Source organism: Bdellovibrio bacteriovorus str. Tiberius (assembly GCF_000317895.1).
Taxonomy (GTDB): Bacteria; Bdellovibrionota; Bdellovibrionia; order Bdellovibrionales; family Bdellovibrionaceae; genus Bdellovibrio; species Bdellovibrio bacteriovorus_F.
In genome coordinates, this window is sequence record NC_019567.1 from 2318660 (window position 1) to 2332023 (window position 13364).

Annotated in this window: 10 protein-coding genes and 1 tRNA gene; 6 read left to right on the forward strand and 5 right to left on the reverse strand. The window is 50.2% G+C overall.

The features are described 5' to 3' along the window. Positions 1-135: 135 nt before the first annotated feature. A complete protein-coding gene (locus tag BDT_RS11115; RefSeq protein WP_015091338.1) occupies positions 136-858 on the forward strand; it encodes a hypothetical protein in 723 nt (240 codons plus the stop codon). 28 nt (positions 859-886) lie between these two features. On the opposite strand, the gene BDT_RS11120 is transcribed toward BDT_RS11115, so the two are convergent. The 3 genes from BDT_RS11120 to BDT_RS11130 all read right to left on the reverse strand — a co-directional run bounded on the left by BDT_RS11120 (position 887) and on the right by BDT_RS11130 (position 2473). Next, the gene (locus BDT_RS11120; protein WP_041577708.1) at positions 887-1576 is read right to left on the reverse strand and encodes a carbonic anhydrase; all 690 of its coding nucleotides are present in this window, start codon (positions 1574-1576) and stop codon (positions 887-889) included. Between the two features lie 111 nt (positions 1577-1687). After that, positions 1688-1957: a hypothetical protein gene (locus tag BDT_RS11125; protein ID WP_235046095.1), complete on the reverse strand. Its 270-nt coding sequence runs from the start codon at positions 1955-1957 to the stop codon at positions 1688-1690. Positions 1958-2390: 433 nt separating this feature from the next. After that, a tRNA-Leu gene (locus BDT_RS11130) sits at positions 2391-2473 on the reverse strand. A 566-nt stretch (positions 2474-3039) separates the two neighbouring features. Between BDT_RS11130 and BDT_RS11135 the strand changes: the two genes are divergently transcribed. From BDT_RS11135 to BDT_RS11155, 5 genes are all read left to right on the forward strand, one after another. Next, entirely contained in the window at positions 3040-4176 is a 1137-nt protein-coding gene (locus tag BDT_RS11135; protein ID WP_041577710.1) for a carboxylate-amine ligase, read from the forward strand. A 29-nt stretch (positions 4177-4205) separates the two neighbouring features. Beyond that, a complete protein-coding gene (locus BDT_RS11140; protein WP_015091342.1) occupies positions 4206-5396 on the forward strand; it encodes a hypothetical protein in 1191 nt (396 codons plus the stop codon). A 1-nt stretch (position 5397) separates the two neighbouring features. Next, a complete protein-coding gene (locus BDT_RS11145; RefSeq protein WP_015091343.1) occupies positions 5398-6750 on the forward strand; it encodes a hypothetical protein in 1353 nt (450 codons plus the stop codon). A gap of 26 nt (positions 6751-6776) precedes the next feature. Beyond that, positions 6777-7883, forward strand: a complete 1107-nt coding sequence (locus tag BDT_RS11150; protein WP_015091344.1) for a gamma-glutamyl-gamma-aminobutyrate hydrolase family protein — start codon at positions 6777-6779, stop codon at positions 7881-7883. 61 nt (positions 7884-7944) lie between these two features. After that, positions 7945-9348, forward strand: coding sequence for an aldehyde dehydrogenase family protein (locus BDT_RS11155; protein WP_015091345.1), 1404 nt, complete (start codon positions 7945-7947; stop codon positions 9346-9348). On the opposite strand, the gene BDT_RS11160 is transcribed toward BDT_RS11155, so the two are convergent. Both BDT_RS11160 and BDT_RS11165 read right to left on the reverse strand, forming a co-directional pair. Then, positions 9345-11564, reverse strand: coding sequence for a cation:proton antiporter domain-containing protein (locus BDT_RS11160; protein WP_015091346.1), 2220 nt, complete (start codon positions 11562-11564; stop codon positions 9345-9347). The genes BDT_RS11155 and BDT_RS11160 overlap by 4 nt on opposite strands. Before the next feature lie 151 nt (positions 11565-11715). Further along, positions 11716-13335, reverse strand: a complete 1620-nt coding sequence (locus tag BDT_RS11165) for a S8 family serine peptidase (protein WP_235046096.1) — start codon at positions 13333-13335, stop codon at positions 11716-11718. Positions 13336-13364 lie beyond the last annotated feature (29 nt).

A 13364-nucleotide genomic window follows, 5' to 3' on the forward strand; every position in this document is an offset into this window, starting at 1 on the left:
CGTCAACATGTGCCTCCTCTTTGCCTCCAGGAAATGACACTTCCCGGAGCTTGTTTAGAGGATAAACAGGTCCGCCCCCATAGGGAACCATTGGGTGGATTTGGCCATGGAACGGATTCTGCTAGTTATCGGCCGATGACTAAGCTGGTTTTCCTGACTCTTATTCTGATTTCCACGGCGGCTTTCGGTAAATCCGAGAAGGCCACCTTCAGTGACTTGCGCCCTCGCCTGCTTTTAAAGGCCACGGCCGACCTGTCCGAAGTGGTCACTCAGCCCGAAATCCTGCAGCCACCAGCTGAGAAAACCGTGAATATGGCTCTGACCGAATACGACCAAAAGCCGATCCGCAAAGATCGCCTGTATCGTGTAAGCTATGTTCATTCATTTAATTCCTATGGCCTGAAAGACCACAAAAAAGTCGACACGGTTTACACCCTGTCACTGGTGGAACTGGGTAAGAACCTGCAACCCACGGGAGTCATCCACTTTGTCGGCACCAAAGCCGATCCAGAATCCGTGATTGGCAATTTTGAAAAGATCCCCGATCAACTTTACCGAAGTCCCACCCTGCAAACCGGGCGCGCGGCCGTGCGTGACCATGTGATCAATTCAGCGTCGGTGATTCTCAATGGCAAGACCATTGCCGCTTACAACAAGTTTGAAGTCGTTGCCATCAGCAAAGAGTATATTCCCTTCACTCTGGCCTTCAAATACACGCTGAAACTGCGTGAGGTCCGAACCAAACACGTCTACACGCTGTCAGCCCCTGAGCGACAGAAGCTTCCATTGTGGGCGCACCTGGTGGCGCCGGGGAACGAACGAGTGATCAAGTTCCCGGGTGGCGAGCTTCACTACTAGTGAAGCCTTCAGATTTTCTTTTGAATAATTAAGGCAACGTCGTGGCGCGAAGTCCATTTAAAGTGACTTCGTCAAACACGTGAGTGGCGTCGTTGTAGTTCCACAGGTGACCGTTTTCCAAGTCGAAGTAAACCCCAAAAAGCTCCAGACCGCGGGACTTGATTGCATCCTCAATGAACGGGAACGAACGCAGATTCTGCAAAGAAGTCACGATGGATTCTTTTTCACAATCACGGCAGTGGGTATCCAAGTCCCCATGCGGATCTTTATCCAGAACTTTCAGCTTGGCTGTTTCCGCGATGGTCATCCACTGCGCCACAAAGCCGCCCTTAAGAACGTTTTCAGGCTGAAACAGGGAACGGATACCACCACATTGACGGTGTCCCAGAACCACGATGTTTTCGACTTTCAGGTTGGCCACGGCAAATTCGATCGCGGCACTGACCCCGTGAAAACCCATATTAGATTCATAGGGCGGCACCAGATTGGCCACGTTGCGAACCACAAACATTTCTCCCGGAGAAGACGAAAACAAAATAGCCGGATCAACACGAGAGTCACTGCAGGCGATCATCAGTGTTTTAGGGCTTTGACCGATGCTGGAAAGGTGCTCATACAGGTGCGAATCCTGGTTGTTAAAGAATCGCTGCTGAAAGCGATGAAAACCAACAACCATCTTCAGAATTTCTTTTTTTAGCGTGCGTTCCTGTAAAGCCATGGGATTTCTGTACCACCGGATTGGACAGGCGAAAAGAATTTTATACATTCTACATTAAAGAAAATCCCACGCACCTAACCAGTTGCGTCGCGTGCGTCCAAGTACCCGAAATCAGGCCATCTCTTTCTTATTGTTTAAGGTCCGACGAACCGCCTGACAAAGGGATCGGATCGCATAGGCCTTAAAGTCATCAGCAGGATCACAGGCATCCTCAAAGACGACCTCGATGCTTTCCAGATAGTTGCAGATCTCTTTCAGCGATGGATCTTCTTCCGCCCGGGACAACAAGGTGTCAGAAATAGACAGAGCATGCCACCAGCGCTCCCAGTTTTCGACCTTGCCGGATTCTGTCGTCAGCACTTCTTCTTTTTTCATATTCATCAAGTTCCCATAATACAAAAGCAACCGCTCTGCTTCAGCCTGATGAAGCAGAACCACATCCATAATTTTTTGCCGATTTGATAAAGAAGCAGAAGAATGGCGAGCCCAGCTCAAACCCTTCTTCGCAAAACTACTCTGAGACAGAAAAACTAAATGCAACCATGAACTGACACTAACACAAAATCCAAAAACTTAAAACCCTTGGCTGCACTCGAGCCCAACTGACATTCGAACAATCAAAGTCCCACGCAGTGAACGGCCCTCTGCGCGCAGCGCTCTTAGGGCTTCTTGCCCGCAAGTGCAAGTTCCGCAGGCCTTTGCAGCAAACTAAAGCACCCAGAAACGCCGACGAACCCAAAAGCGACCTTAACTAGTAAATGAACACAAAGAGCGAGGACTGTCCGAAGCAATTGCGGGCAAGAAGCCCTAAGAGTGGTGCGCGGAGAGGGACTTGAACCCTCACGCTTGCGCATACGCCCCTCAAACGTACGTGTCTACCAATTCCACCATCCGCGCGCACCTATAAGAAATTCTGATAGAGGGAACAACTAATTAACCATTTTGACCCCTCAGAGTCAATAGGATGCCCTTTGAGCCCCGGTCAGTAACTAGACCTTTTTTTTGCCCACAAATTTAGCAAAAAAGATTAACCCCAACCCCACCCCTTCCTGTCATATCAATAAGAGCACGGACGCTCTTACAAACGGAAACAAGGGGACGCTAGGATGGCACCTCAGGAATCCGAGGCCACGGAAGGCCGCAAAAAGTAAAAGGAAGGAGAGAGTACATGACAGACTTACAAGATGTAGCGATGTTCTGCCTCTTCTACTCGGGAGTAGTAATGTACGCTCTCTGGATAACGGTGGTACGAAGCCCCGCCCGAGTTGAAGCAAGAAAAAGACGATACTGAAACTAAAAATTTATTTTGGGCGACTCAGTGAAGGTTTGGTGGTTCCCTTCACACGAGTCCGGGGGGGCCGATGAGGCCCCCCATTTTTTATTTGAGCGCACCAAGTCATATTATTCCTACATTTTCAGCTTTAAAATTTGCCCCGATGGTCATAACTCCCTAAGGTGATTTTATGACTAAGCCTCAACCCATTCCTTTTGGAACATCGGACTTATTCTCGCTGGGTGTAGAAGTTGAGCTTCAAATCATTCACCCGCTAACCAGAAACCTTTTTCCCATATCTCCGGACATCCTGGAAGAATGGTCCTTACAAAGCCCGCATCTGAAACCTGAAATTTTTCAGAGTATGCTGGAAATCGACACCCCGATCTGCAAAAACGTGCAGGAAGTGGAATATGAACTGCTGCTGACCAGCCGCGAGCTTTTGCGCATCTGTAAAAAGCACGGTGCCCGTCTGGCCTCCAATGGAACCCATCCATTCGCCAAATGGCACAATCGCATTTTCTATCCGTCGGACCGCTATGAATATCTGCTGGAGCGCAATCAGCACATCGCGCGCCGTTTGATGATTTACGGTCTGCATGTGCATCTGGGAATGAAAGATGGTGATCACTGCATCGCCATGATGAATGAGTTCCTTTACTATCTGCCGCATATGCTGGCGATGTCGGCAAGCTCCCCGTTCTGGACAGGGCATGACACGGGTCTGGCGTCTTCACGTATCACTGTGTTTGAAGCTCACCCGGCCGGAGGCACCCCGTGCCGAGTGGAAAACTGGGCGCAATTTGAAGACATCGTACAAAAACTAACCCGCAGTAAATCCATCGGAAGCTTCAAGGACATCTGGTGGGACATCCGTCCAAGTCCAAATTATGGCACGCTGGAAATCCGCATCTGTGACGGAGTTCCTGGAATTCGTAAAACCACGCGCCTGGTGGCGTTCATTCACCTGCTGGCTCGTCATCTGCAAAAACGTCTTGATCAGGGCATTCGCCGTCAGACGCCGGATGACTGGATGGTGCGTGAAAACAAATGGCGCGCTTCCCGTCACGGGCTGGATTGCGAAGTGTTGATTGATAACGACGGCATGACGAAAAATCTGCGCGAAGACATCCACGATCTGCTGACCGCAATGAAAGATGATGCCGCTGAGCTGGGCTATACGGAATATCTGAAACAACTGGTGGAAGAGGATCTGGCAAATCCATCCTATGAAATCCAGCGGGCTCTGTTTGAAAAAAACGGAGCACTCGAGGATGTTGTCGACTCACTTTGCGACGTCTTTGAAAAGGATCTCGACGTCGTCTGATGGCAGGCCCCTTGCTTTGTTAAGACTGCATGCAAGGGTGCTTTTCCAAAACCTTTATAAAGCTGCTTAAATCCGTGATTGTCACATCCGTGGTCACCCTGTTGCCGTTCTTCGCTGCCGCCGAGAACTTCGACAGCTGCATGACCCACGCCCTGACAACCTCGTTCCCCCGCATTGCCGTCGGGGAAAAGTCGCGTCTCTTTGTGAGATGCTCCTCTGAAAAAAGCCAGCCCGAAGCCGGCCAACCGCGCCCCCGCTATACCACTTCTGAAATCAAAGCCCTTAGCCAGGCTTTTGAGAACATCACCGACTGTCTGGAGATTGATCCTCAGTGGCTGTTCCCCAAACTGATGATGGAAAGCGGCTTTCACGTGCAAATTCAAAATCCCAATGGTGACGCTGGCATCGGTCAACTGACCGGAAAAGCCATCGCCGACGTGGACCAGGTGCTGCCCGCGTATAAGGATCAGATCTTTAAAAGCAGCAAAAAATCCTGCCAGTGGATCAAATCCCGCACCCAATACCGTGGTGCGAGCTTCTGGCGTCCGCTGCTGAAAGAAAGCAAATGTTCTTTGATGTCAAAGAATTCCAACCCGGTGAAGAACCTGCTTTATGCAGGGATCTTCCACAAAATGAATGAAAGATACGTCGACAACGAATTCGCCAAACGCAACATTCCGGCCCTGCTGCGTGAAGCAGGTTACCCTCGTCAGGACTATGTCCAGATCAAGCGCATTTTAATCACTCTGGGTTACAACACCGGCGGTGCCGTGGCGGTAAAAAACCTGCAGGATTATCTTTTCAGCCGTGTCGATTTCATTCGTCGTAAAAGTCAGGAATTCAACATCCAGCTGCTGGGCAGCCTGACCGAAGAAGACCGCGCCCAGGCGCTGTCCTATGTGCAAGCCAAAGATTTTGATTTTAAAAAAGGCCTTGGCGACTTCCAAAAACACAAAAACAATCTGAAACAGCAACTGCGCGAACAAAACCGCCAACTGACCGAAGACCAAGTCGACGTGGCGGTTTCCCGTGTCCTCAGAAACGTTTCTGCGTCGATGTACAGTTTCCCAGAATGGCTGCAAGTGTGGCAAAGCCACGGCGGCCCAGGGTATGTTTCAAGTCTTGCTCAAACGGCCGTGCACCTGGAAAAGCGCTTTGGCCGCACGTGTTCCAACCCCGACAACTATCGCGTGATTGAATCATCCATGGTGGGCCTATAATATGTTTATCCAACGCTTGCTGCTGATAACGGCGCTGATCACATCCATGGGGGCCACATCCCTGGGTGCCTCTCTTTGCAGTTCCATCTTTGCAACCAGCTCCGCAAAAACCGGACTGCACTCCAGCCAATCCCAGTGGGAACAGCTTTTCCAAGGTGCTCAAACACCCCAGCAATACAAAACCGCGATCCAGCAAATGATTCGCACCATGGAGCAGTCTCCGCTGGGACCGCCGGCGCAGTGGCGCACTCTAAATCAAAATTATCAAACAGAGTTCCTTTTCCTGATGCCTCAAATCAACTTTGTGGAACCGTTGATTAAAATGCGTTCCTCCCTGACAACGGCCCAGAAAAAAGACCTGCTTGAAAGCATTGATGGATTTAAGTCCGCCATTCAAGAATCCAATCGGGTGTCGTTGCACTATTGGCACCTTCAATTTGAAACCATGAAAATGGCCTTGAGCCCGAAACTTGCCGATGCCTACATCAAGAACATTCCCGCGGATACGGCGTTAATCCAGAACACCAATCACTATCTGACCATCAGCCTGCAAAGAGTCCTGGAAACCCTTCCAACCAAGGACGCCGCGCGCCTGACGACTATGCTGACCAAAGGAATTCAGAAAGAATATAAAAACAAAGATCCGGAAATGAAAGACCGCCGTCGCAACTTCGAAGCCCTTCATAGGATCATCAATAGCGCCACCGTTTCCAAATACTATTCCGCCTTACAAGGCAAGTCGTCGCTGAGCAAAGCCGAGGCGTCCCGTATTGTTGAGCAGTTCTGGAATGAGTTCTATCAAACTCCCACACAGAAACGCTGGCGCTCGGAATATTCCTTTAGCCTGGTTCTAAAGACGGCGGCGGCGCTGCCGCAAAGCCCTCTGGCGAAACACCTTTCCCCGGACTCCGTCCTTGAGATTTATGGCAGTTTCCCGAATGGAAAAGCGGATCTGCAAAAATCGGATTTTGACCTGCATCTTAGCAGGGATCTGGCGCGCAAATTCATTCAATCTTTCACTGACCGCAATCGCAACTATGCCGAACCCTTTGCTGATCAATTCAGGGACCAGCCCACGGGCGAGGCTCGGTCCGCTATTTTGGAATTTTCAAATGACCTGGTTGCGACCGAAAAACGTGTCTCTGAGATCATGGGGATCACCCGCTATGAACCTTCAGAGCTTATGACCATTGTGCCGCTGCTGGATTCCAGCTTTCACACGCCCGCAAAGATCAACTATTACAACCCGATCTCGCTTCGCCTGGAAAAGGGCCGGATGTATCTGGAGTTCCATGACGTTATCAAACAGCGTCAGGCGCTGAAAATCGAGCTGACTGACGGTCCTTCGCACTGACTAACAATTTTAGGTGCCGTCTCAGTTTGAAACGTCACGGCACCGGTAAAAACCACCACGATAAAGCTCAGCACCACAAAGCAGGCACTGCTTTTGAATATCCCTTCAGTATGGGTTACAGCATGTGGATTCTATTATTGGTTCTAAGTTTTGCCAGATTTGCCTGGGCCACCGGCGATCTGGTTCGTCTGTATGAATGGAGTCCAGGAAACACCCTGGCGCCAATCATTCTGCCCGTGAAGTCCGGGGAGACCCCGGAACAAGCCGCCACCCGCTATATGCGCGGATTGCAAAGACAGCCCGAACTGATGGAACTGTTTGAAGGCAGAACACCTGATTTGGCCTTGTCCGGTTTTAAACCCTTAAATGAAAACTCCCGTGAATCGCGCGCGCTTTTGATTGCCAATCTTCCGAAGGATTACGGCATGAATTCCCAGCGTGTGATCAACTTCAAAAAAATCTTCGCGCAAAGCCGTCAAAGCTCGTTCATCCTGCCCATGAATGCCAACCTGGGACTGAGCCTTGAAGAAACCCGCGACCTGTTCAAACAAATCTCTGAAAAATTCCCATTCATGGTGGCCATGGGTGGAGATGACGTTGAACCAAACCTTTACAAGAAACAAAACACCCATTCCCGCAACACTATCCCGACCCGCGATCAGTTCGAAATTCAGCTGATCAAGTCTTATGTTGCGCAGGAAAAAGGCTTCCTGCTGGGGGTTTGCCGTGGTTCTCAGATTTCGGCAGTGGCTTTGGGTTATCAGCTGATGCAGGATGTGCCTTTCCATGTCGGCGATAAAGTCAGCCACGCCAACGACTGGCATGAAATTCAGGTTCATAAAACCAAACACAACCTTCTGGGTTCATTGGTTCCAAACGCTGACGGAAAACTGCTGGTGAATTCACTGCACCACCAGGCCGTGATCTATAAAGAAAACGGTCCATTACAACTGGCTGCCCAAGGACACGATGGCGTCACGGAAGCCACCGAGTTTAAAAACGGCCGCGGTCTGCTATTGCAATTCCACCCGGAACTGATGAACAACCAACTGGGCTCCAAGATCCTGTGGCGCATTGTTCAGCAAAAGAATGTCGTGATGCCTTCCCGCTGCTCTAAAATCTTTGCTCTGTAACACGGCCAGACGGCCTCACTAAGTGATTGCCCTTTAAAGACAGTGATCTAACATAAAGGGCATGCTGGAAAAGTTCTTTCTTCATCAAAAGCAGTACAGTTTAAAAATCCGCGGCGAAGGCTTGGCTTCCCGTATTGAAGCTCTGAACGAGCTTGAAAAAGCCATCGAAGCGCACCGCTCAGAAATCATCGATGCCCTGAAAAAAGACTTCCAAAAGCCAGAAGCCGAAACCCTGCTTTCAGAAATCTATCCTGTCCTGAAAGAAATCAAATTCACCAAAAAGCATCTTTCCCAATGGGCGAAAGCCAGAAAGGTTCACACCCCACTGACTTTGTTTGGAAGTAAAAGCTATATCCAACCCGAGGCTCGCGGCGTGTGCCTGCTGATCGGCCCCTGGAACTATCCGTTTCAGCTGTGTATGCTGCCACTGGTCTCGGCGCTTGCGGCGGGCAACTGTGCGATTGTGAAACCTTCAGAACTGACCCGACACACCAGCAGCGTGATCAAAAAAATTCTGACCGGAACCTTTGTTTCAGATCACGTCTTTGTTGCCGAGGGCGGCGTTGAGACAACGCAGGAACTTTTAAAGTTCCCTTTTGATCATATCTTCTTCACTGGCAGCACCCGGGTGGGAAAAATTGTCATGGAAGCTGCCGCCAAGAATCTTACCAGCGTGACCCTGGAACTGGGTGGAAAGTCCCCGACCATCGTGGATGCCACGGCAAATGTTGATGAGGCCGCGCAAAAGATCGCCTGGGCCAAATTCATCAATGCCGGCCAGACTTGCGTGGCTCCGGATTATCTGTTCGTGCACGAAAGCATCTATCATGCCTTTAAAAAACGTCTGATTGCGGCTATTGAAGGCTTCTATGGAAAGTCCCCTGAACTGCGCAAAAGCTCGCCGGACTTTGCACGCATGGTTAGTTTCAATCATGCCCGCCGCCTGAAGGACCTGATCGACGATGCCGTCAGCAAAAATGCCAAGGTCGTTTTCGGTGGCGAGTCTACACCAGAGGAACATTTCTGCGGCCCGACCTTGCTGGAAAATGTGGATCCTCATTCCCTGATCATGCAGGAAGAAATCTTTGGCCCGGTACTGCCCGTGATGACATTCAAAGAAATTTCAGAAGTGGTTCACTATATCAATGAACGGGAAAAGCCTTTGGCCTTGTACTGCTATACCAACAGCCAAATGAACATGGAACGAATTCAATACGAAACCAGCTCTGGTGGACTGGTCTTTAACGATTCAGTGATTCACTTTGTGAACCCGCATCTGCCATTTGGCGGAGTGAACCACAGCGGCCTGGGCAGCTATCATGGGGAACATGGCTTCCGCGCGTTTTCACATGAAAAAGCGGTCTTAAAGCAGTCCTTCTTCGGCAAGCTTTTGCGAATCATGTATCCTCCTTATACGCCTTTCAAAATGACGGCGCTGAAGAATCTGATTCGCTTCCGCCTTTAAGTCAGTTGCAGGATCTTTTCGCGATCGCCCACAATCCACAACAAATCCCCGCGCTTCAGCGTTTCGCTGGAGTCCGGGTTTAAAATACGCCCGCCCTCACGTTCGATACCGACCACCAGTCCGTGGGTGATCTCGCGCAGACCGCATTCACGGATGCTTTTGTTCAGGAATGGCGAACCGTCCGTCAGCAGATACTGCTCAAGACTGTACTCGGCTTCGGCTTCGGTTGAGGCCACTTCCGGGACCTCGGATTGAATGAACCCTTTAAACAGAATCAACTGCTCATCCGTCCCGATCACAAAAACATGATCGTGAGGCATCAGACATTCCACCCGGCCCGGAGCCGTAATACGACGGCGACCTCGTTCAATCAGGGCAATCGTCACCCCGTATTTTTCACGGATCGAAAGCTGATGCAAAGGCACACCGACGTAAGGAGCCTCCGGCGGAATCATAAATTCTGTGATGTGGGCGTCCCAGGGGGCCAAAGAACGGCTGTTCTTTCGGGCATGAACCTTCTGAACATCGTCATGCAGGTTCGTCAGGAACCGTTTTTCAAACCAGCCGTAAATGTCCTGCAACTTCTGAGAAAGCACATACCCAACCACCACGACCATCCACAAAGTGATCGCCACCGCCCACAGCAGCGGCACAAACTGCCCCACCATCGCACCCAACAGTCCCACCGCCAGCATGATCCGGGAAACCAGGAAGACATAGTTATGACTGCCCTTCCCCTGCTCAACCAAAAGGGCTTCGAACTGTTTGGTCCGCCCAAAAGCCAACGCCCACAAGAACGGAGCACTCATCACCAGGGTGGCACTTAAAGTAAGGAACTTGGCAGGACCTTCTTCCATCTGGCGTTCCAAAAGAAACGGCAGGAATACACGGGCCATGGTCAGGAACACCGCCACCACAACCACCGCATTCAAGAGAACCTTTAAGATATAGGCGCGAACCTGTTCACGCCATTCGCGGTTCCCGGACATAGAAAATGAAATCACACTGTAGCTGTCGATGGACTGGATAAACCGGGCTGGCAGGAATCGTTCAAGCCACGCATAAGTCTTTTCCGCGGACCGCGCCATGTACGGAGTCGTAAAGGCTGTCAGCACTGAAACCGCCACCGCGATCGGATAAATCTTTTCACTGATAACCTTAAGACTTAAACCCAAGGTCGCGATAATAAAGGAAAACTCGCCGATCTGAGCAAGACTCATTCCGGACTGCAAGGAAGACTTGAAGGTCTGCCCCGACAACACCGAACCTAAAGTCACACTTAAAGTTTTTCCCACGATAACAACTGCTGACAGCAGCAGCACTTCTTTCCAATAAATAGATATCACATGGGGATCAATCAGCATCCCGACCGAAATAAAGAACACGGCCGAGAACAGATTTTTGATCGGCGCAATCAGATGGTGAATGCGTTCGCCTTCGATGGTTTCAGCCAAAATGGAGCCTGTAATGAACGCTCCCAAAGCGGATGAAAACCCGACGTTGCTGGCAAAAACCACCATCATCAGACACAGCCCCACGGCCACGACCAGGACAGTTTCTTCAGACAGCAGCTTTTGCGTGCGCTTTAAGAAACTTGGCAAAAGGAAGATCCCCGCCACGAACCAGATCGACAGGAAGAAGGAAAGCTTAAGGACCGCCCCCAGCATTTCGGATCCGGAAAAGTCCCGGGTCAAAGCCACCGTGGTCAGCAAGACCATCAAAAGAACGGCCACAAGGTCTTCGATAACCAGAACCCCAAAGACCATCCCCACGAACTTCATGTTCTTCATGCCCAGTTCTTCCACCGTGCGGATGATGATAGAAGTGGATGAAATGGAAAGAATCCCGCCCAGGAACAAGCTGTCCATGGTGCTCCACCCCAGCAGGCGGCCGGTGGTGAATCCAAACAGGATCATCAAAGAAACTTCAAATAGTGCGGTGAAACTGGCGGATCCGCCGACGCGCAAAAGCTTTTTAAAGCTGAACTCCAACCCGAGGGCGAACAAAAGGAAGATAACCCCGATTTCGGCCCACAGGTTGATGCTGGCCACCCCGATCACCGTCGGGAAAATCGAAGTTTTCGGCCCCACCAGAAAGCCGGCGACCAAATATCCAAGAACTATGGGTTGATTGAGTTTTTTAAATAGAAGTGTAACAAGCCCTGCAGTACCAAGAATCAGGGCCAGGTCGTGAATCATCGCCGGTAAATGCTGCATAGATAAATTATGCCCACAATTCAGCCTAAGGCACCAGCTGCGTTTTTACTAAAAGGTAACAGGCGCCTTTTTCCGCAGCAGTGCGCCAGAAAAGCAAAACGGCCTTCCCGAAGGAAAGCCGTCTTTAAAAGATCTGAATTTGAAACGAAAATTACTTCGCGTCGATCGCAGCTTGAACAGCCGCTTCAGCGTTCACGATACCAGCGCCCAACTCGTTAGCAGAGTTTGGAGTCAGTGGAGTCGCAGTGCGCTTCAAGATTTCTTTTACTTGAGCACCAGTCAAAGCTTTGTTCGCAGCTTTCATCAAAGCAACCACACCAGATACGTGAGGAGTCGCCATGGAAGTACCATCGAATGCAGCGTAGTCAGTTGCCATAGTGTGCAATGTTGCAGTTGCCACTTTACCGGAATTGATTACACGAACCAGCTCTTGACCAACAGTTTGTTCGATCATGAACACGCCTACTGGAAGAACAGAACCGTCATCAGTCAAAGCACCTTGGATCAGGCCCGGAGCGTTGTTGTAAACAACCACACCAGCTGCACCCGCTTTGATCGCATTCTTAACTTTGTCACCGAAAGTGATTTCACCGCGAGAGATCAAAGCGTATTTGCCTTTAACGTCTACTTTAGCGAAGTCTTCTGGTTTACCCAGGTTAGCGTGAACAAGCACGTTCGTTTCTGGAGTCAGGATCTCTCTTGCACCCTGGAAGGTGGAAGAAGCAACTTTTACAGTTTTCTGACCGTTGGAAACGGATACTGCAGATTCACGACCAGTACCTTGTGGTACAGCGGAAACAACCGCAACACCTGGAGCAACTACAGCCAATTCCGGACCGTATTGAGAGAAGTCTGCTTTGTGCAGGTTTACGTCAACTGCGCCTACTGCGATAACAGTGGACAAAGCAGCCGGGTAAGAAACGCGGTTGGAACCGTTGTTACCGGAAGCCGCTACAACAGTGATACCAGCTTTATCAGCGGCAGCTACTGCAGTTCTTTCAGCCGGAGTAGACCAAGCGCCACCCAAAGACATGGAGATCACGTCAACTTTTTCCTGAATACCCCAGTTGATACCTTGAGCGATTGCTACGTTGGAGCAACCCTGCTCAGAGCACACACGGCCCGCAAGAACTTTTGCTTTAGGAGCAACACCAGTGAAACCTGTGTTGTCCAAAACGCCAGCGATTGTACCAGCTACGTGAGTTCCGTGACCTACTTTATCAGAGAAGTCAGAACCGTTGCTGTCGCCAGTGAAGTCTTTACCTTTTTCGAAGTTAGCAGCCAAAGATGGGTGAGCTTCGTCGATACCAGTGTCCAACACCAGTACGCGAGCGCCAGCACCGCGGCCGGATTTATTCCAAGCCTGAGTCGCTTTTACTGCATGGATACCCCATGGAGTTTTTTGACCCAATTTAGCCTGAGATTGACGGGATTGACCCAAGAAACCTTTTACTGGAGCTGGAGCATCGTGGAAGATTTCCTTCTCAACGTAAGCTACGGCTGGATTCGCTTTCAATTTTTCAATTTGAGCGTCGTTGTCAGTATTAACAACTAGTGAGTTCAAATTCGCAAGACTGTCTTCAAGTTGACCTACGGCTTGAGATTGAACTCCCAAGTCCAAGCCCTTAGACGCATAAGACCCCTTCATCTTATAAGCCATGTGAGCTTTATTGAAAGACTGTTGGTCTTTCATGATCACTAGAACGCGCTCTGCTTGAGCTGATGTCGCGAAAAGCACTGATACGATGAGTGCAAACACGTTGAATTTCATTAAAATTCCCCCCATATCCATGGACTCCA